We start from the raw sequence: 20,046 nt of genomic DNA on the forward strand, positions 1-20,046 counted from the left end.
TTACCTGGCTCCTATGGTTATCTGATATTCAATCTCTTTATATTCATCTCTGCCGCTTCTGAGTACCGTTACCGGCAGAACCTCTCCCGGTGTCGCCGCTTCCAGCTTCACCTGGAAATCCTTCATGGTTACGATGCTCTCACCGCCAATAACCGTGATAATGTCTCCGCACTGGATGCCTGCGTTATAAGCAGGACTGTCTGCATTCACATCCACTACATAGACACCGAGCGGCATGCCGCTCTCGTTCATGATCGCACTCACTTCCTGTCCTTTGATGCCAAAGTATGGGAATGCGTTGCCGTTGCTCATCTTCTCCAGAATACTCTTATAGTCAGAGATTGCCATGGCAACGGTCATATCTTCGCTGCCCTCGCTCTTATATTCATCTGTCACCCAGCCAATGATCTGACCGGCCGTGTTCATAAGAAATGTTCCGGTCCCTGCATTGCTCTTTAAATCGGAGTATATGATACGGGTCATTCCGTCCGTCATCTGAACATTCTTCGCGATATAGGATACAGCGCCATAGCCGGTAGAATGCACCATGCCGGCCGGTCCGCCGATTGCGATGACCAGATCGCCCTGTTTCACGGAATAAGAATTCCCCAGTTCAATAGCCTTGACCTCTTCTAAAAGCGCCCTTCCCAGTTCCGCAGTCGGAACGCTTACAATCGCCATGCCCGACAGCTTATCTGTCTGCCTGATCGTCCCCTGAACCTCCGTACCATCTGAAAATGCCACCCGGATGGAATCTGCCGCCTCTACTGCGCCTTCCGGTGTCAGCACCAAAAGTTCTTCATTGGCTGAAGAGATAACTGCCCCGGCGTAAAGACCTGAATTCTCGACCGGATTATTAAACCAGTCTGTCTGTGTCTTAACGGAATGGACCGTCACGATTCCTTTATCCGCTTTTAATGAAACGGCTCTCAAATTCCCGTACAGGGTATTCAAATCATCTATGCTGAACGGATACTTTTTCATCGCTGACTCCAAAAGATCCTCGATAGGCTCGGACTCCTTCGTCGTAGCCTGAGTGGTCTCGGGCTCTTCCGCCGCTGTCGTATCCGGGTCATCTTTCGGGATTGTTACCGGAGTGGTCTCCCTTGTGGTTTCTTTACCAAGGTATTTTTCCGCCACCGGCCTGGAAACAACAAAAGTAACTGCAGCAACGATTCCGAAAAGGGCCGCAGTTAATAAAAGGGCAATCGCTCTTCTCATGATCTCTCTCTTTGTTCTGGGCTGTTTCACAATTTTCTCGCTGATAAAACGGCGCGGTTCCGTCTTTTTATCATCTGGCCCGCTTTTATCCGGCATACACACCCTCCTTTGCAGAAGACCTAAACCTATTATACGTTTCTTCTCTGTTTTATGCAAGGAAAAGATAAGAAACGCTGTGAACTGTACCAATCTACTGGTATAGAATCTGGAATTTGAGGGACACTGTTGGTATCACATGAAAAATTATCCAAGGAGGACTTTACAATGAACGATTTAAAAAACAGCGAGACAGTCAAGAATCTGATGCGCGCGTTTGCAGGTGAGAGCCAGGCCAGAAACCGCTATACCTTTGCAGCCAGCCAGGCGAAAAAAGAGGGCCTTCCGGTTATCCAGGCCGTATTTTCCTATACCGCAGGCCAGGAGAAAGAGCATGCAGAGATTTTTTATAATTATCTCAAGGACTTAAAGGGCGAGACCATTTTTATCGACGGCGGTTATCCTGTGGATTTATACGATCAGACCGTTGATTTATTAAAGGCCGCGCGCCACAATGAGTATGAGGAATATCAGGATGTGTATAAGAATTTCGCTGAGGTAGCGAAGCAGGAGGGCTTCCTCCAGATCAGTTCTTCCTTCTCCCTGATCTCTGAGATCGAAAAAGTGCATGGAGACCGCTTCCAGATGTTTGCCGATTACATGGAACAGAACAGACTCTTTGTATCCGATGTGGAAACCGGATGGCTCTGCTTAAACTGCGGCCACATCCAGCGCGGCTTCGAGGCTCCGAAGGCCTGTCCGGTCTGCCATCATGAGCAGGGATATTTCGTCCGCGTGGAACTCTCACCATTTCTCAAGTAAAATACCCGTCGTAAACGGGAGTATAGCTTCCTGAAGCGGGATTTTCTGACTCACGGTTTCACTGGTATATTTCTCGTTGCTGTATCAAAACTAAGGGATTTATTTGATTGCAGGCCGTACTGTGTTTATGATATACTGTAATCACTACTGCCCATACGGGTGTCTGCCAGAAGTCAGTCTGCCATTGTCTGATATTAGTTAGAAACAGAGAAAGGGAATCATGAATCAGAAAGCATTAAGAACGTTAGAATACGATAAAATTATAGCTCAGCTGGTAGAGTACGCTTCCTGTGAATCGGGAAAAGAACTCTGCCGCAAGCTGGTACCTTCCATCGACTACGATGAGATCGTCACCGCTCAGCGGGAAACCACCGACGCGGTGACCAGGGTACGCCAGAAAGGCGGCATTTCATTCGGAGGCGTCAAAGATATCCGCGCCTCCTTAAAACGGCTGGAGGTGGGGAGTTCACTCGGTATCGTGGAACTTCTCTCCATCAGCACCTTACTTACTACCGCGGCCCGGGCCAAATCATTTGGACGCCATGAGGATTCTGAGCTTCCGGAGGATTCGCTGGAACAGCTTTTTGCCGTACTGGAACCTCTGACCCCGGTAAATACGGAGATCAAGCGCTGTATCCTTTCCGAGGAAGAGGTCAGCGACGACGCCAGCCCGGGTCTTCACCACGTCCGGCGCTCCATGAAGAACATTCATGATAAGATTCACACGCAGATGAATTCTATCCTGAATTCCAACAGAACTTACTTACAGGACGCAGTCATCACCATGCGTGACGGAAGATACTGTCTCCCCGTCAAATCCGAACACAAATCCAATGTCCCAGGCATGGTTCACGACCAGTCTGCCACCGGTTCCACTCTTTTCATCGAACCCATGGCAATCTTAAAGCTGAACAACGATCTGCGCGCGCTGGAAATACAGGAACAGAAGGAAATTGAGATGGTACTGGCCGATTTAAGCAATCAGCTGGTCCCGTATCAGGACGAATTGCTGGCTGATTTCCAGGTTCTCACAAAACTGGACTTCATCTTTGCAAAAGCGGCGCTCTCCCGTCACTATCAGGCCAGCGAGCCGCGTTTTAATAAGAAGGGCGTCATCCACATTAAGGATGGCCGCCATCCGCTTTTAGACCCGTCAAAGGTTGTTCCCATCACCGTACATCTGGGAAGGGAATTCGATCTTCTGGTCGTTACAGGCCCCAACACGGGCGGTAAAACGGTTTCTTTGAAGACCGTAGGACTATTTACGCTGATCGGACAGGCGGGCCTCCATATACCGGCTTTCGACGGTTCGGAGCTTTCCGTTTTTGATGAAGTGTTTGCAGATATTGGAGATGAACAGAGTATTGAGCAGAGCCTCAGCACCTTCTCCGCCCACATGACCAATATCGTACAGATTCTAGGTCAGGCCGACAGCCGCTCGCTCTGCCTCTTCGACGAGCTGGGGGCCGGAACGGATCCGACCGAGGGCGCGGCGCTTGCCATCGCTATCCTGTCATTTTTACACAACATGAAATGCCGTACCATGGCAACCACTCACTACAGTGAACTGAAGGTCTTTGCCCTGACCACGCCGGGCGTTGAAAACGCCTGCTGTGAATTCAATGTGGAGACGCTGCAGCCCACCTACCGCCTTCTGATCGGTGTCCCGGGCAAGAGCAACGCCTTCGCCATCTCATCAAAGCTGGGACTTCCCGATTACATTATCGAGGATGCGAAGACCCACCTGGAGGCCAAGGACGAAACCTTTGAGGACCTGCTTACCCATCTGGAACAAAACCGGGTTACCATCGAAAAGGAGCGCATTCAGATTGAGTCATACAAGATGGAGGTAGAGCAGCTGAAGGCCAGGCTGACGCAGAAGGAAGAGCGTCTTGACGAACGGCGTGACAAGATGATCCACGATGCCAGAGAAGAGGCTCAGCGGATTCTGCGTGACGCCAAGGATACCGCCGACCAGACGATCCGCCAGATCAACAAGCTGGCTTCCGAATCGGGTGTCGGAAAAGAGCTGGAAGCAGAGCGGGCCCGTATCCGCGGCAAATTAAAGGAAGTGGATTCCTCACTGTCCTTAAAGAACCAGGCAAAAGAGCCGCAAAAGTCCATCGATCCGAAAAAGCTGAAACTCGGCGACGGCGTGCGCGTTCTCAGTATGAACTTAAACGGAACGGTGAGTTCTCTTCCCGGTCCCAAAGGGGATCTGTATGTACAGATGGGAATTCTCCGTTCTCTCGTCAATATAAGCGATCTGGAGCTGTTAAATGAGCAGTCCGTCTCAGGCCCGACTCTTGGAAACGGCAACGGCAGGAAAAAGACAGGAAGCGGAAGCAGTTCTACCCGTATGTCCAAGTCTCTGTCTATCTCACCGGAGGTCAATCTGATCGGTATGACTACCGACGAGGCCATTCCAGAACTGGATAAGTACTTAGACGACGCCTACCTGGCGCACCTGCCTCAGGTTCGTGTCGTACATGGGCGAGGCACCGGAGCGCTCAAGAATGCGGTCCATAAGCACTTGAAAAAACTGAAATACGTCAAAGATTTCCGGCTGGGTGTATTCGGCGAAGGGGATTCCGGCGTAACGATCGTCACTTTTAAATAGGAATCTATTGCTGTTCCCGGCCCCGCCATCCTTTGCTTCCCGGTCTGCCCCGGCTGGCTCATGCGGCTTTTCCAGTTCCGGTTTCGGGTATAAGCACTTCTAAACGTGCAGAATTTTTCTAAAAACCAGAGGAAATCCCCAAACTCGCTGCGCTCAAACAGGTGGGGATTTTCTCTGAACGAAAAATTTTGCGCGTTAAGAATTGCTAAACACTCCGCCGAATGACAATGAGGGGGACTCTCCGCTACCCTGCAAAGTCACAGGAAAAGCCGCATGAGCCAGCCGGGGCAGACCGGGAAGCAAAGGACGGCGGGGCCGGGAACAGCAACGGGAATCTTGAATACAACGCAAGGAGGATTTGGCTATGGCAGAAAAGCAGAGAATATTGATCGTAGACGATGATAATAACATCGCCGAATTGATTTCTCTTTATTTGACGAAAGAATGTTTTGAAACGATGATTGTAAACGACGGTGAGGAGGCGCTCCGGGTATTTCCGGAGTTTAAACCGAATCTGGTTCTCCTCGATCTGATGCTTCCGGGCATGGATGGCTATCAGGTCTGCCGGGAAATGCGGGCTCAGTCCCCGGTTCCCATCATCATGCTGTCCGCAAAAGGCGAGGTCTTCGACAAGGTGCTGGGCCTGGAGCTGGGCGCCGATGATTATATGATCAAGCCCTTCGACTCGAAGGAACTGGTGGCCAGAGTCAAGGCGGTGCTTCGCCGTTACCAGCAGGCCGCGGTGCCGGCGGCTGCTCAGACCGACCAGCAGGGCGATTACGTGGAGTATCCCGATCTGATTGTAAACCTGACGAACTATTCCGTCATCTATATGGGCCATTCCATCGAGATGCCGCCGAAGGAGCTGGAGCTGCTTTACTTCCTCGCTTCCTCGCCAAACCAGGTATTTACCAGAGAGCAGCTATTAGACCACATCTGGGGATACGAATACATCGGAGATACCAGAACTGTGGATGTACATATCAAACGTCTGCGGGAAAAGATTAAGGATCACGCCAACTGGGCGCTGACCACCGTGTGGGGTATTGGTTATAAATTTGAGGTGAAACGGTAAGGTATTTGAAGTAAAATAGTAAGAAATTTGATGTATAACAGCAAAATATTTAATGGGAGGATGCCAGGAAACGGCATCCTCCCATTCTCATTTATTCAAACACGCTCCAGTCCCCGGCTCCCAATCGCCTTCATCCTTCGCACTCCCATATCTTCACAAGACCACTCCTGATACCAGTAGCCTTTCGGATGCACCTTTGTTCTATAGCGTTTATGGGGTACAGGGAGAATATCTGCGGCCTTCAGCATGGCCGCCGCCAGTTCCGTCAGGAGTTCGTTTTTCACGCCCTGCATATCCGGCTCTTCCCAGAGATTGTAAAGCTCAAAGGGATCCGTTTTTCTGTTATAGAGATACCCCGATCCCATCATATCCACCTGGATGTGATACGTCCCCTTCCACAGCGCCCGCACCTGCCCGCACTGGGTCCAGGTGTTGAGACAGTCGAAACGGTCCCATTCCGGCGATACTGTATCTTCGGCCGGCAGCGTCAGTCCATCGTGCTCGTTCCAATACTGTCCGGAAAAACCGCTCTCCGCATAAGCAGTATCGAATTCCCGCTCCGGGATGTCACTGTTTTTCAGAAGCGGAAGGAAGCTTTTGCCCTGGCAGCCCAGCGGAGTCTCCAGTCCAAGCATATCGCACAGGGTTGGTAAAATATCAACAAGACTTACGAAACACGAACCGCGCCTTCCCTGAGGGACAATATCAGGCCCTTTCAAGATCATGGGAATATGGGTCAGCACATCCGGCAGATCCGGCCCCTTCCGTATTAATCCATACTCGCCGACGAAATCTCCATGGTCCGACACGTAAATGACAATGGTATTCTCCTCCAGCCCCCGCTCTCTCAGTCCCTCAATCAGACGTTTTACCTGATCGTCGATCAAACGCAGCATTCCGTGGTAATTGGAACGGGCGCGGAGAATTCTTTCTTCAACAGATTCTCCCAGCACCTTCTCCCACACGTTCCGGATCCATGGATAGCGATCCCCTTTCTCTTCCAGATTCTCTGTCGTACCGTGGAGAGGCGGAAGCTGCTCGGGAGGGAACATGTCAAAATACGGTTCGGGCACCTGATACGGGTTATGAGGCTCCGCAAATGAGACCCAGGCGAAGAACGGCTCGTGATCCAGGCTGTCTATGAACTGAAGCGCTGACGATACGTTTCGATACGGATGCTGAACCTCGACGCCTCCGGGGGAGGGAACGTGCGTCTCCATATGATGCGTGGAGTTTAAGAAATCGGCAAATTCACATTCATCGGGCGTCGTATTGACTTCCCCTTCATTACCAAGATGACCCGTACACTCATGGAAGTCGAAATCCTCTGAACTGCGGTGAGAATGATTTTTTCCGCAGAGGGCCGTCACATACCCATTCTTCTTCAATACATCCAGCAGATCCTCCGTATACAGGGCGTCCTGGAGGTTATGATTGGTTCTCACCTGATGGCATTCGCTGTACCGCCCCGTCATCATGCTGACTCTGGCCGGCATACAGGTGGGATTCGGCGTATAAGCATTTTCAAAATCCACGCCGCCCTTCGCCCACTCATCCAAAAATGGCATCGTGTCCAGCTCGTATCCACAGCCCTTACGCAGATCAGCCCTCTGCTGGTCCGTCATGATAATAATAACATTTTTCTTATTTTCCATTCCTAACCTAATCTTTCACGGCGCCGATCACGGGACGTACAAAAGCTTTTCTTCTTCTATTTTTTAAATCTCTCCATAAACATCGGCATATAGATTCCCCCCTGGACGCTCCTGGCGATAAAGTGGCAGTATCGGCCGCTCACCGTATCGTACCAGTCGGAAAATGGAACCCGGCTCTCTGTCTCCCTTACATAGGCGGCCACCGGCGCGGTCAGCGCCTGAAACATCTCCTTGTCTTCTGCCATGGAAGCGCACCAGAGTATCCAGTCACTCTTCGTATAGCTGCTCCTGCTGTCCAGCGGAGTCCCATACTCCCCGCATTTTTCGACATACCACGCCAGGTCGCCGGATATGATATCCCCGGAGAACAGCGGATCACCGAAAAAGCGGTCCCAGACGAGATTGTATTTTAAGCTCCAGGAATCCATGTCTCCAAACGTCAGTGCCGTGTGGCCTTTTCCCCCGGCCGTCGTCTCCCAGACCGCAGCCATCGCAGCCGCCTGGCTCCGGTATCTCATCGACTCACTGTCCTCTCCCAGAAGCTCCAGGATTCTGGCGTATGCCTTGATTCCCATGATCGCCTTGACGGCCAGATTCGTATTATGAGCCAGATGGCCGGCAAAATCATCGGTACAGAGCTGTTCTCCCGGGTCCGCTCCGTAGGTGAGCAGATACTCCGTCCACGTCTTAAGAAGTCCCTGATATGGCTTTGCAAACTCCGCATTTTTGTCTATTTCACAGCAGGCGGCCGTCATGATCAGCATATTTCCGCATTCCTCTACGGGCATCTGAAACTTCAGATCGTAGACATCACACGGCGGATACTGGTAATAGGGCGGAAATACGGCTCCGTTGGCCTGTAGGTACTGCTTTCCCTTTTTCTCCGGATTCAGCCCGTAAACCTGTCCCCACGCATACGGGTAGCGGCCCACATCATGCGGCGCAAAGTCATACTCCCACACGTCACAGGAGGCAAAGCGGAACACCGGCCGCAGCATCCCTTTTATGTAATCCGTGCTGTACATGAGGAACAGCGGTACTGACGGATAGCTGACATCGGCGGTACCGATGCATCCGTTGGAATCATTTTCCTTGGACAGGAAAATCAGATTTCCGTCCTCGTCCTCAATCAGCTTATGGGCCGCCACCGCCTGGCGGTAGCTGAGACAGCACAGGAGCTCATAGTCCTCTCCTCCCATCTCCCTTGCCCGCTCAGTCAGGCTGCGGTCCAGATCCTCGCTCTTTTTCAGCACGTCCTCCCGCTCATCAAGGCTGGCTCCGATGGCGTCAAAAATCGTGGGATATTCCTTAGTCCAGTAAGCCTTTCTCCACTGGCCGAAATAGTTGATGGAGACAAGGTCGTCGTAGGCCGCCACGATTCCGCCGCTCTCCGACTCCGTTCCCAGTTCGATGATTCCATCCAGCCGCTCCTTTTCGCTGTCATAAGCAAATCGGGCCTCCGGGCCACGGCCGGCCAGATATAAGTACCCCCAGTCGATGGTCGTGTGATCTCCGCTGTGCCCCAGCGGGGTCTGGAATGCCTTTCCCATGACGCCATAGCGGAATTTCTCTGTCTGCTGCACATCGCCGTTTACCGGTCCGTCCGTAAATTTCACAAGATCGGAGGAAAAAGCAAATACCACGCGGACGCCGGCAGGTTTCTTCCGGGAAACGGTGACATCAAGATACGTGCACGGACGCGATACCAGCAGCAGATCGTCAAGCAGCAGCGGAGAAGTAAACCGTACCTGCATGGTGATCCATTCATTTTCAAACTGATATTCCGTGGACGTCGGTGTGACGGACAGCCCCGTCTGGCCGATCGTCTGACTGAATTCAGGGTCACCCATAAAACAGTAAGGCGTTCCGTCAATCACGACGTAACCGCGGATCGCCTGGCGTGCTCCGCTCCAGTGGGAGGTATCGCAGTCATTTAAATAGTCTCCTCCCGACCAGATACTGAAATATGGATCGTGTACAATCAGCGGCACACTCGCTGCTCTTTCTATTTTCATAATTAAAGTTCCCCTTTCGCTATATGGCTGCGGTATGTCTGATGATTCTGTCTTCTACCCAGTGCTCCCGGTAGTAGGTATTACTCTCAAAACGGTCTCCGACCGCCTCCATTCTGGAATACATCCGCCTCTTTAAGTCCTCCATCCGTTCGCGGTATTCCGGATCTCCGGCCAGATTATTCCTTTCATACGGATCGTTTTCAAGATCGAATAAAAACTCCTGTTGGTCGGAGCGGTATACGGCATACTTATACCTCCGGGTCCGGAATGCCCGCCATTCCTGCCCGTCCCCCCAGGCCGCGGTAGGCCCGGTACACATCATAAGCGCGCCGTCGTCTCTGACCTCCTCTCCCTTTACCGCCATGCTGAAATCTTTTCCTTCCGCCCCCAAAGGAACGGGAAGGTCCATGAGCGACAGAAGGGTCGGCATAATATCCACCGTGTTCATGACACAGTCTCTCCTGACATTTTTCTCCAGATGTTCCGGCCACCGGATGAGCATCGGCACCCGGACTGCCTCCTCATAGAAAATATTCTTCGCTCTCCTGCCATGGGCCCCGAACAGCTCTCCGTGATCGGAGGTAAAGACGATGATGGAGTTCTCTTCCAGGCCGAGGCGGCTGACCGCCTCCTTCAGACGGCCGATATTGTCATCTAAATTGGCAGTCATGGCATAGTATACCCTCATCCATTCGGGGAGGCACTTCCTCTCCTCTTCGCTTAAGCGGGCCCACTGGTCGGCGTGCGGATCGTTTTCCGGAAGGTAGTTGGGCGGATAATCGAAATCCGTATGTGCAAACCTCCTTAAGCACTCCTCGGGCACATTATCCGGTTCCCACGGATCGTGGGGCGTGCCGATGGATAAAAACAGTGCAAAGGGGGAGTCCCCACGGGCCAGCCGTTCCAGCTGGTCTATGGCCATATCGGTCTGGGCGTCCGGCTCGTATTTGTCATAGTAAATCTTTTCCGGACTGTCCAGATGATAGTAGGCTGTCCCCACGGAATACTCATGGCGGAAATTATAGGCTGCAAAATACCCGTTAAAGCCCAGCCGGTCCCTGCCCTTTGGAATATAGGAGTTTTTCGGATCGTAATGGTTGCCCAGCTCCGACGCATACATATGCCATTTTCCGATGTATGCGGTCTCATAGCCATTTTCATTCAACACGTCCGCAAAGGTGTGATGGTTCGGATTCATCCGGATCTCATTGATCACCATCCCCGTACTCGTCGTATATTTTCCCGTAAACAGTGAGGCGCGGTACGGCGCGCACACCGGATGGCCGCTGACCATCCGGCACAGATCCGTGCTCTCCGCACACAGCGCGTCAATGTTAGGAGTCTGGGCTCTTAAGTCTCCCGCATAGCCCAGGCTGGAGTAACGAAGCTGATCTGCAAAAATGTATATCAGATTTGGCTTTTTACTTTCTCTGCTCATTGGAACCTCTTTCTCTACTATTTTGCTTCCTCCGGCGAACCGCCCTATTTCACTTCCTTCGCCATATAGGCATCGAGTCCATCCTGCTTTAACTGCAGCGCTTCGTCAATTCCCATTGATTTGATGGTCGCGCGGAAATTATCGAAATTATCCAGCGGCTCCGCGCCCGTGATAAATTTCAGGGTCATCTCATCGATATAGGTATTGACCGGAGTCATAATTTCCCCCAGTCTCTGCTGCTCATCCTCCTCCAGCTGGTATGGCGGAAGCTGAAGGCTGCTGTCGATCTTATCATCATCCGACCATTTCATACGGATTGCCAGGGCTCCCTCACTCTTTAAGAGGTTCGCATGGCACTCGACATCGGGGTAGTTGATCTTCGGCGCAAAATGTACCTTGTAAATAAAGCTGGCTTCCTCTGTTCCAAACTTTGGATTGTTGAGCATGGTGTCGTTATACACCCGCTCGTCTCCCTGCCAATTCCAGTTGACACCTTCCACGCCCCAGTTGTAGAGATTGGCGCCTTCCTCCGTGTAGCCGTAATTTAAAAATTTCATGGCGGCTTCTACGTTCTGACAGTCCTTGCTGATGACCACCGTGGACTCGTGCTCCCGCGTTCTCGGCCATACATTGTAATCCTCCCAGTGAAGCTGCTGTCCCTCTTCCAGCCTGATATACGGAGCCGACACGACTTCAAAGCCCTGTCTCTCGCCGCGGTTGAAGGTGGCAACGGTTGGCGCAAGATAGGTACCGATCTGATCCGTGTCAAACAGCGTATTGGCCTCCGCGTCCTTGATGCTGCTGAAATCCTTGGAGATATAACCGCTGGAATACCACTTGTTAATCAGGGTCAGATAATCCTTAAAGCCGTCCTCCAGAGGCGCACACTTGACGACGCCGTCTTTCTGGAAGAAGTTATTATCTTTATTGTAATAAACATCAAACAGGCCTTCCAGCTGTACCTCATATCCGAACTTATCCAGGAGATAAGGAGTCATTCCCTTCGCCTTGATCTTTTCAAACATGGCCTCGTAATCCGCCACCGTTTTCGGGATATCACAGTCCAGTTCGCTCAATAAGTCCTTCTTGAAGACCCATCTGCGGAAAGGCGGGTCGGCAACGGGCTTGCAGTTGTTGAAGCTCACAATATGGCCGTTGTTATCGGTGGACTCCCTGTAAAACTCTTCATTTTCCGTCAACACCTTATAGTAGTCCGGCGCATACTGGGGAACCAGCTCCGTCAGATCTTTAAACACACCGTCTCTCATTCCCTGAAATTCTCCGCCCGCATAGCGGTCCGCGTAGGCGATGATATCGGGAAGCTTATCCCCCAGGAACAGCAGATTAAATTCTTCCTGTTCCTGTCCGATCGCCGGATGGATAAATTCAATGTTGATACCCAGACGTTTCATGGCCTCCTGATACGCCACATTGTCATTGTCGCCAGTCACGTATTTTGCCGCGCTGCTGCCAAATGGAACCCAGTAAGTCAGGGTAACCGGCTCACTGCTGTTCCCGTCTTTTCCCGCTTCCGGGGTCTCCGTACTCTTCGTCCCCTCTGTTCCTTCTGTTTTCGCTTTTTCGGTCGATGCCGCGGTACCTGCGCTCTGTGCACTTCCGCATGCGGTAAGTCCTAACATTGCAGCCGCCAGTGTCAAGCATACGATTTGTTTCTTTCTCATTTTTGATTACCTCCCAATCAATAATTTTTACCTTCTTTTACTCTTTTACAGACCCCATCATCACACCCGACATAAAGTATTTCTGCGCAAACGGATAGATAAACAGAATCGGGACCGTCGCAACCACAATCGTGGAATATTTGACGATTTCCTCCAGGAACATCGCATCCGTATCCATCATGCTGTTTCCGCCGGATGAATTGGCGATCAGAATCTCCCGCATGACAAGCTGCAGGGGAAATTTGCTCTTATCTCTCAAATAAATCATGGCATTAAACCAGGAACTCCAGTGCGCCACCGCATAGAACAGCACCATAACCGCCATCGTCGCCTTGGACAGCGGCAGGATGATCTTAAACAGAATCACAAAGTCATTGGCGCCATCCAGCCTGGCGGACTCCTCAAGGCTGACCGGAATCGACTGGAATGAGGTCTTCATAACGATTAAGTTCCATGTGGATATGGCCCCGGGCAGAACTATCGACCAGATCGTATTATAAAGGCCCAGCCCCTTCACCAGAAGAAAATTCGGTATGAGTCCCGCATTAAAATACATGGTAAACACGATCAGCAGCGTGAGCGGCCGCTTCAGCATGAAACCTTTTCTGGACAGCGCATATGCCCCCAGTATGGTAAGGAACATATTGATGGTTGTTCCCACCAGCACATATACGATGGTATTTACATAGCTGGGCAGAATATTGGGATTCTCGATCACCACCCGGTACCCCTCCAGGGAGAATCCCAACGGCTTCAGGATGACCCCCGTGTGCCTCATCAGTTCGATGGGATCACTGAAGGACGCCATGACCACATGCCACATGGGATAAAGGCAGATCAGCCCCATGAGACCCATCAGGACATATACCATAGCAATAAAGATTCTGTCTCCCAGAGATTTTTGTTTCTTCATTCTTCTCTCCTTTCCGGAAACATGCCCTACCACAGGCTTTCTCCTGTCGCTTTTCTGCTCAGACGATTTGCCAGCACGAGAATCAGCAGATTGACCGCCGAGTTAAACAGTCCCACCGCCGTACCATAGCTGTAATTGGTCAGTTCCAGGCCCTGGCGGTAAATATAGGTAGAAATGATATCCGCCGTTTCATATGTAAGCGGGTTGTAAAGGAGAAATACCTTCTCAAACCCCATTGTCAGAATATTTCCGACTCTCATAATCAGCTGAACGATAATAATCGGCACCAGTCCGGGAAATGATACGTAAAGCATTCGTTGAAACCGGCTGGCCCCATCGATGGTGGCAGCCTCATATAAGCCGGGATCAATGGTGGAAAGAGTGGCCAGATAGATGATGCTTCCCCAGCCCGCCTCCTGCCATATTCCGCTTAAGACATACATCGGCCGGAACAGCTTTGCATTTGCCATCAGATTACTTCGCTCCACGCCGAAAAGGGCAAGGAAGTCATTAAAGATTCCATCCGACCTGCTGAACGTCAGGAGCAGGCTGCACATGACGACAAGCGATATGAAGTGAGGCATATAGCTGACCGTTTGTACCAGCTTCTTGTAGGGACGGCACTGTATCTCATTAATAAGAAGCGCCAGGATGATCGGCACCGGAAATGCCAGAATAATCTGCAGTATATTCAGAAGCAGCGTATTCCGGATCAGCCTCCATGCGTACGGCCCGGTAAAGAAATCAATAAAATACTTCATGCCTACCCATTTGCTCCCGGAAATCCCAAGCGCAGGCTTAAAATTCTGGAATGCAATGACGATTTTGCTCATGGGACCGTAGCAGAATACCGCATAATAGATGACTACCGGAAGGAGCATCAGATAGATATAGCGGTATCGGATAAAATCCTTTTTCAGCCTTACGGCAAATGCCTCCTCCTGCTTTCGTTTCTTTTCCCTCCTCATAATACTTCCCCTCTCATTTCCTGATCTCTCACGTTTCACTCCTCCTTTCTGCCCACAGTATAGAGGATGACCTTCTTCCTTTCAATTTGTGATTCCGTTTCCATATGTAGCCCTGTACCTGCGGGGATATGTGCTTTTTAAGCAGTATGTCATATTCTCATCTTTTCCCTGTACTGCCCCGGCGTCACGCCCTCATAGCCCTTAAACTTTCTGACGAAATTGGCGACATCGATATATCCGATCTCCGCCACGATCTCTTTAATCTGTTTATTGCTGTTCACCAGCAGCTCCCTGGCCCGGTCCATCCGGATCATGGTGACATACTGGATAAAAGAGCAGCCCGTCTCCTGCTTGAAAAACCTGCTGAGGTAATTGGAGGATACGCCGAACTCATCCGCGACGCTCTCTAATCCCATGCTGCTGTCGCCGTAATGGCAGTTGACATAATCCAGTATTTCTGATCTGCGCTCATTGTTTCTGCTGTCCTTAAATTCGGCGAACTGGCGGCACATCTCGATCGTAAGGCCGGCCATCTTTTCGCGGAATTCCGGCAGACTCTTAAAGGTGATCAGCTTCTTCAAATCCACATTCTTCAGTTCAAAGCCCTTTAGCTGGTCCAGCGTCTTGATCGTGATATTGATGATATCGAAGCAGAGGCACTGTGTGATGACGAATGATTTCAGCGGTTCGATCTCTCCAATCATATTGTCCAGCGCCTTTAAAGCCGCCTCCTCATTAGCCTGCTTCAGACACTGAATAAACAGGGCCTGTTCCAGAATGGGATACTGGATATTCTGTTCCTCGTAACCGATCTCCTCAAACAGAATTACCTTCTGATTTCCCAGCATATGGTAATCCGAAGCGATAGCCGCGGACTCCAAAAAAGATCGGTTTATATCCATGACATCTTCGTAGATTCTTCCTATATAAAAGGGGATGGAAATCTCATGACGGGTCTCCAGTTCACGGCATAAGTGGTCTGCCACGGACAGACGGATATCCACATTTTTCTCCCCCGCGGTCCGCTCCTCGCAGTTGACAATCACCGCGATTCCGTTGTCCTTCAGCATGTCGAGGCCGTAGACGTGGATAAATGGCTGCATAAAACCGGCCAGAACCGTCATAATGCGGAGATTTTTATCTTCCTCGAAGCTGTCTTCCACGGGAATCGGAAGCAGGATCACGAAATTATAGCGGTAGCTTAAGTTAATATTTGCCGATTTCAGCGTCGCCTCCATTTCCTCTGAAGTTTTAAATTTGCCTTTTAGAATCCGCCTCAGACAGGAGGCCACCACCATGGGCCTCTGACGGTTTAAAAGTGCGCTCAGCTCTTCATTTTTATTTTGCACATCGGCCCATTTATTTGTGATGATCTCAAATTCATTAATTCCTTGCTGCTCCTGATCTGCCATGGTGTCCTGATCCACAATCTTCTGGACCAGCTTCTGAATCGGCTTGTAGTTACTCTGTGACAGCACGAGGGAAAGCAGAATTCCACCTATAAACAGGACGGCAATCAGGAAAATATACCAGGAGGCAAACTCACTGCTCGACTGATAGAATTTCTTACTGTCCGTGATCGACACCACCGACAGGCCGGAATTTGCCGAAATCTCCCTCATAATGATAAAGGAACCTCCATCCACCCGTTCTTCTACCAGCTTCCCTCCAGTTCTCCTGTACTTTATGGCCAGATCGTCAAGCGCCTTTCGGCTTAACCCGGAACAGTTCTCCTGGCCGCATTGAAACAGTGTTAAATACCGTTCATTGAAAATATAGATGGCAGAATCCGCCGTATAATACGTTTTTATCAGCGCATTCAGGGAATCGGAGTCAAACCCGAAGCCAATGGTGGCAATCGGAATATTGTTCATATACGGAATCGGATACAGAAAATAAACAATGGACGATTCTTCCCCCGCCCGCTTCCCTTCCCCAATCTTGAGAGAACGGTCATCCTTAACCGAATTTATGGTTCCGAAAAATGAAGCCTCGTTTAAGTCTCCGTACTGGTTCATGTCCTTTTCAAATTCGGAGTAAGGAATCTTCCCATCCATTGTGTAAACAGATTTATCCCCTCTTAAATAGAGAATTGGCTTTACATCATTTTCCGTGTCCCCCACGATTTCCGAATATGTCATCAGCTGAGAGGCCACCAGTCCCTCATCGATCTCCGCCCGCTCGTACCTGACATCATTCAACTGTTCCTCTATCTCACTCCCTGAGAAATGATACGCGGCGCTGTTCATCTTTTCCGTCACATAGTCCAGCTTCTGGAGTACCTGCGACAACATGGCTGAATTGGATTTCTCCAGTTCTTTTCTCTCCGTCATGCGGTTTCCATAATAGAAAAACGCCCCCAACACCAGAAGCGGAATCACCCCGATAAAAATATAGGAATAAAACAGCCGCTTTCTCCAGCTCATTTTTTTCATAGTTCCCCTCCTATCCCCCCTCAGCCCAATATCAGGCCAGCACCGATGGGATCATATGTTCAAGCATCTTCTCTTCCAGATGCGCTGCCTCTGCCTGATATTCCGGCCAGCTTACCCGGTTATCAAACTCATGAGGATCTTTCATTAAATCGATCAATTCTCTTTTCTTTCCATTTTGGCGCTGCAAATGGATGTATTTTTTCCGGCCGTCGGTCACCGCCATAAATCCCTCGCCCTCGGCAAACGTATACTCCCGGCTCCACGCGCTGTCCGCCAGATCGTTTCCGTCGCAGCAGATCTGCCTGCCGCCTGCCGCCCCCAGGCATGTGGGGAGAAAATCCGTGGAATTCACCAGCCGTTCCTCTACAGCCCTTTTACGATTACCGGGATAACGGATTAGCAGCGGTATTCTCCACACTTCATCGTAGGCACACATGTTTTTTCCCCACAGGCCGTGATTGCCCAGCATCTCCCCGTGGTCTGCCGTAAACAGGATGAGCGCGTTGTCCCCATATCTCTGCCTGACCGCGTCCACAATCTTTCCCACCTGGTCATCAATCAGCTTTACATTGGCGTAGTAGCTGGTTCTCATGCGCTCCCAGTATTCTTCTGTGTAGCTGCGGCAGCCTTTTCCCTTCGCCGGTCTGGCGCCGTCGATAACGGTTCCGTTACCCCCGCCGTAATAGCTGTCATGGTGAATCCGGTCCGTCCCGGCAAACTCCCCCTCCCGCCGGATTCGCTCCGGCAGCCTGGACCGGTCGATTCTGTCTACATACTCCTGCGGGGCGTCGAATGGGAAATGTGGACCGCTGAAGGAAATCCAGGCAAACAGCGGTTTCTTCTGATCGTACCTGCGGATAGATCCAGCGGCCTGATCTCCCACCCATGCGTCGGGATGCCAGCAGGCAGGCCCCGGAAACGGAAACACCTTCTGGTACTCCGGGTTCCATACGGCCTCCCGGTACGGCGTTAAGTATCCCGCACGGTCCAGCTCCCTGCTGTAATCGTCACAGAACCAGGCGGACACCTGTTTGTCATCCTGAAGCCTCAGCTCATCAATTCCCAGCGATTGATAGTACTCCCGGAATTCTTCGTACGGAAGCATGGCGTCCGGCATTGTCCGGTCATAGGGAACCGGAGCAAAATGGCACTTTCCAAACAGCGACGTATGATACCCGCTGTCCTTTAAGGCCAAAAACAGGTTATCCCTTCCAGTATTGAGCGCACACTTCCGAAAATTGCTGTACGCCCGGTTCCGGTGCGGATAGAGGCCGGACAGCATGGCGCACCGGGCAGGCAGGCACCACGGGCTTACCGTATAGCACCGGCTGTAGACAGTTCCCTCTTCCGCCAGCCGGTCGATATGGGGTGTTTGAATGGTTTTCCGCCATAACAGCCCAGAGTGTTCCTGTTTAGCTGGTCGCATGTGATCAGGATAATGGCGGGTTTCGCTTCCTTTAAGCCAAGTTCGTTTTTTTCTGCTGTCATACTTCCTCCTCCAGAGCGTGTCTAAAATTGCATTTCGTCAGACACGCTCTAAGCCAGAATGGCTGGAATCACATGTTCAATCATCTTTTCACGAAGCGCCGCCAGGGCCTCCTGGTATTCGGGCTGTGCGATCCGGTTTTCAAACTCGTCCGGATCTTCCCGCAGGTCCAAGAGCTCTCTTCCGTGTTCCCTGCCCTTCTGTACGTGGACATACTTATATCTCCCATCCGTGACAGCCAGATATCCCTCTCCCTCCGCAAAGGTGTAATCCCGTTCCCAATCCGGATCGCTTAAGCTTCTGCCGTCGCAGGCCGGTATCACGGCCCCCGCCGCCTCCAGGCACGTCGGCAGGAAGTCCACGGAGTTCACGAGCCGCCGGTCCGCCGTCCCCGTCTTTTTGCCCGGGTACTTCACCAGAAGCGGAATATGCCACACCTCGTCGTACGCGCAGTTATGTTTTCCCCACAGCCCATGATCTCCCAGCATCTCCCCGTGGTCGGCGGAAAACAGGATCAGGGCATTGTCCCCGTATTTCGCTTTGACGGCATTTATAATCTCTCCGACCTGGTCGTCGATCAGCTTTACATTCCCGCAGTAGCTTCTTCTGAGCCGGTCCCAGTATTCATCGGTATAATTTTTGCACGCATGGCCGTCAGCATGGCCGCATCCATCGATGTTGCTGTTTGGGCCTCCAAAGTAGCTGTCGTGATGAATCCGGTCTTCCCCGTCCAGTTCTCCTTCCCTCTTAATAAGCGGCGGCAGCCCGGCCATGTCCACCTGACTCAAATACTCCTCCGGCGCATCGAAGGTATAGTGGGGGCCGCTGAAGGATATCCAGGCAAACAGAGGCTTTTCCTCCTCATAGCTGTGAATATACTCCACCGCCTTTCTGCCGGTCCAGGCATCCGGATGCCAGTCTGCCGGTCCAGGGAACGGGAAGACCTTCCTGTAGTCCGGATTCCACACCGCATCCCGATATGCTTTTAAATATCCGGCCTGATCCAGCTCTTTGCTGTAATCATCGTAGAACCAGACGGATACCTGTTTGTCATCCTCCAGCTCCAGATGATCGATCCCCAGACTCTCGTAATACGCTTTGAACTCCTCATACGGCAGAGTCCGGTCCGCCCGCGTCTCCGAGTAGGGAACCGGTGCAAAATGGCATTTTCCAAACACGGAAGTGCGGTAGCCGCTTTCCCTCAGCGACTGGAACAGGTTGCTGATTCCCGTATCCAGCGCACACTTGCGGAAATTGCTGTAGGCGCCGCTGTTGTGCGGATAACGGCCTGTAAGGATCGAGCACCTGGACGGCAGGCACCAGGGGCTGACGGTATAGCAGTTCTCATAGTTCGTCCCCGCTTCCGCCAGACTGTCGATATGCGGCGTGGTAATCGCTTTCCCTCCGTAACACCCCAACGTCTTCCGGTTCAGTTCATCGCAGGTAATCATCACGATCGCCGGCCTGTCTTGTCTTTCGCTTTTCTCCATATCTGCATTTTTTTCCATATCCATCGTTACCATTCCTCCAGTCATCTGACCAATTGTATTACTGTATATCTTAACAAGGAAGAATTGCGCTTACAATTTGTAACTCCCTGTCAATATGTAGGATGCCGGTCCGTGGATATGTAGTTTAATTTCAATATGTATTCTTTGTTCCCCTCCTGCTTTTCTGTTA

General features: G+C 51.2%; 14 protein-coding genes. 3 read left to right on the forward strand and 11 right to left on the reverse strand.

Annotated elements, in window-relative coordinates:
• Window positions 1-1,317, reverse strand: a complete 1,317-nt coding sequence (locus DFR60_RS11650) for a S1C family serine protease (protein ID WP_110323063.1) — start codon at window positions 1,315-1,317, stop codon at window positions 1-3.
• 168 nt (window positions 1,318-1,485) lie between these two features.
• Here DFR60_RS11650 and rbr point away from each other — a divergent pair, with 168 nt between their 5' ends.
• From rbr to DFR60_RS11665, 3 genes are all read left to right on the forward strand, one after another.
• Window positions 1,486-2,079 (forward strand): rubrerythrin, encoded by a 594-nt coding sequence (rbr, locus tag DFR60_RS11655; RefSeq protein ID WP_002601930.1) that lies wholly within the window; start codon window positions 1,486-1,488, stop codon window positions 2,077-2,079.
• Window positions 2,080-2,299: 220 nt separating this feature from the next.
• Window positions 2,300-4,699, forward strand: a complete 2,400-nt coding sequence (locus DFR60_RS11660; protein WP_110323064.1) for an endonuclease MutS2 — start codon at window positions 2,300-2,302, stop codon at window positions 4,697-4,699.
• A gap of 364 nt (window positions 4,700-5,063) precedes the next feature.
• Window positions 5,064-5,774 (forward strand): response regulator transcription factor, encoded by a 711-nt coding sequence (locus DFR60_RS11665; protein ID WP_002601932.1) that lies wholly within the window; start codon window positions 5,064-5,066, stop codon window positions 5,772-5,774.
• Between the two features lie 95 nt (window positions 5,775-5,869).
• On the opposite strand, the gene DFR60_RS11670 is transcribed toward DFR60_RS11665, so the two are convergent.
• The 10 genes from DFR60_RS11670 to DFR60_RS11710 form a co-directional block, all read right to left on the reverse strand.
• Window positions 5,870-7,429, reverse strand: coding sequence for a sulfatase family protein (locus tag DFR60_RS11670; RefSeq protein ID WP_110323065.1), 1,560 nt, complete (start codon window positions 7,427-7,429; stop codon window positions 5,870-5,872).
• A gap of 56 nt (window positions 7,430-7,485) precedes the next feature.
• Window positions 7,486-9,444, reverse strand: coding sequence for a glutaminase domain-containing protein (locus DFR60_RS11675; protein ID WP_110323066.1), 1,959 nt, complete (start codon window positions 9,442-9,444; stop codon window positions 7,486-7,488).
• A gap of 19 nt (window positions 9,445-9,463) precedes the next feature.
• Entirely contained in the window at window positions 9,464-10,882 is a 1,419-nt protein-coding gene (locus tag DFR60_RS11680; protein ID WP_110323067.1) for a sulfatase-like hydrolase/transferase, read from the reverse strand.
• A gap of 44 nt (window positions 10,883-10,926) precedes the next feature.
• A complete protein-coding gene (locus DFR60_RS11685; RefSeq protein WP_110323068.1) occupies window positions 10,927-12,564 on the reverse strand; it encodes an extracellular solute-binding protein in 1,638 nt (545 codons plus the stop codon).
• 37 nt (window positions 12,565-12,601) lie between these two features.
• Complete coding sequence (locus DFR60_RS11690) at window positions 12,602-13,477, reverse strand: carbohydrate ABC transporter permease (protein WP_110323171.1); 876 nt, start codon at window positions 13,475-13,477, stop codon at window positions 12,602-12,604.
• 26 nt (window positions 13,478-13,503) lie between these two features.
• Window positions 13,504-14,445, reverse strand: coding sequence for an ABC transporter permease (locus tag DFR60_RS11695; RefSeq protein WP_110323069.1), 942 nt, complete (start codon window positions 14,443-14,445; stop codon window positions 13,504-13,506).
• Window positions 14,446-14,594: 149 nt separating this feature from the next.
• Window positions 14,595-16,880, reverse strand: coding sequence for a helix-turn-helix domain-containing protein (locus DFR60_RS11700; RefSeq protein ID WP_110323070.1), 2,286 nt, complete (start codon window positions 16,878-16,880; stop codon window positions 14,595-14,597).
• A gap of 31 nt (window positions 16,881-16,911) precedes the next feature.
• Window positions 16,912-18,276 (reverse strand): sulfatase family protein, encoded by a 1,365-nt coding sequence (locus DFR60_RS11705; RefSeq protein WP_243005063.1) that lies wholly within the window; start codon window positions 18,274-18,276, stop codon window positions 16,912-16,914.
• On the reverse strand, window positions 18,192-18,368 hold the full coding sequence (locus DFR60_RS30880; RefSeq protein ID WP_243005064.1) for a hypothetical protein: 177 nt from the start codon (window positions 18,366-18,368) through the stop codon (window positions 18,192-18,194). The genes DFR60_RS11705 and DFR60_RS30880 overlap by 85 nt, the downstream gene beginning before the upstream one ends.
• 48 nt (window positions 18,369-18,416) lie before the next feature.
• Window positions 18,417-19,880, reverse strand: coding sequence for a sulfatase family protein (locus DFR60_RS11710; RefSeq protein WP_110323071.1), 1,464 nt, complete (start codon window positions 19,878-19,880; stop codon window positions 18,417-18,419).
• Window positions 19,881-20,046 lie beyond the last annotated feature (166 nt).

The sequence above is a fragment of the Hungatella effluvii genome (assembly GCF_003201875.1).
Taxonomy (GTDB): Bacteria; Bacillota; Clostridia; order Lachnospirales; family Lachnospiraceae; genus Hungatella; species Hungatella effluvii.

Bases quoted from the DNA above. Each gene is read 5' to 3' on its own strand.
- DFR60_RS11685 (WP_110323068.1), bottom strand. From the start codon at position 12,564: ATGAGAAAGAAACAAATCGTATGCTTGACACTGGCGGCTGCAATGTTA.
- DFR60_RS30880 (WP_243005064.1), bottom strand. From the start codon at position 18,368: ATGACAGCAGAAAAAAACGAACTTGGCTTAAAGGAAGCGAAACCCGCC.
- DFR60_RS11665 (WP_002601932.1), top strand. From the start codon at position 5,064: ATGGCAGAAAAGCAGAGAATATTGATCGTAGACGATGATAATAACATC.
- DFR60_RS11710 (WP_110323071.1), bottom strand. From the start codon at position 19,880: ATGGATATGGAAAAAAATGCAGATATGGAGAAAAGCGAAAGACAAGAC.
- DFR60_RS11670 (WP_110323065.1), bottom strand. From the start codon at position 7,429: ATGGAAAATAAGAAAAATGTTATTATTATCATGACGGACCAGCAGAGG.
- DFR60_RS11650 (WP_110323063.1), bottom strand. From the start codon at position 1,317: ATGCCGGATAAAAGCGGGCCAGATGATAAAAAGACGGAACCGCGCCGT.
- DFR60_RS11700 (WP_110323070.1), bottom strand. From the start codon at position 16,880: ATGAAAAAAATGAGCTGGAGAAAGCGGCTGTTTTATTCCTATATTTTT.
- rbr (WP_002601930.1), top strand. From the start codon at position 1,486: ATGAACGATTTAAAAAACAGCGAGACAGTCAAGAATCTGATGCGCGCG.
- DFR60_RS11690 (WP_110323171.1), bottom strand. From the start codon at position 13,477: ATGAAGAAACAAAAATCTCTGGGAGACAGAATCTTTATTGCTATGGTA.
- DFR60_RS11680 (WP_110323067.1), bottom strand. From the start codon at position 10,882: ATGAGCAGAGAAAGTAAAAAGCCAAATCTGATATACATTTTTGCAGAT.
- DFR60_RS11695 (WP_110323069.1), bottom strand. From the start codon at position 14,445: ATGAGGAGGGAAAAGAAACGAAAGCAGGAGGAGGCATTTGCCGTAAGG.
- DFR60_RS11660 (WP_110323064.1), top strand. From the start codon at position 2,300: ATGAATCAGAAAGCATTAAGAACGTTAGAATACGATAAAATTATAGCT.
- DFR60_RS11675 (WP_110323066.1), bottom strand. From the start codon at position 9,444: ATGAAAATAGAAAGAGCAGCGAGTGTGCCGCTGATTGTACACGATCCA.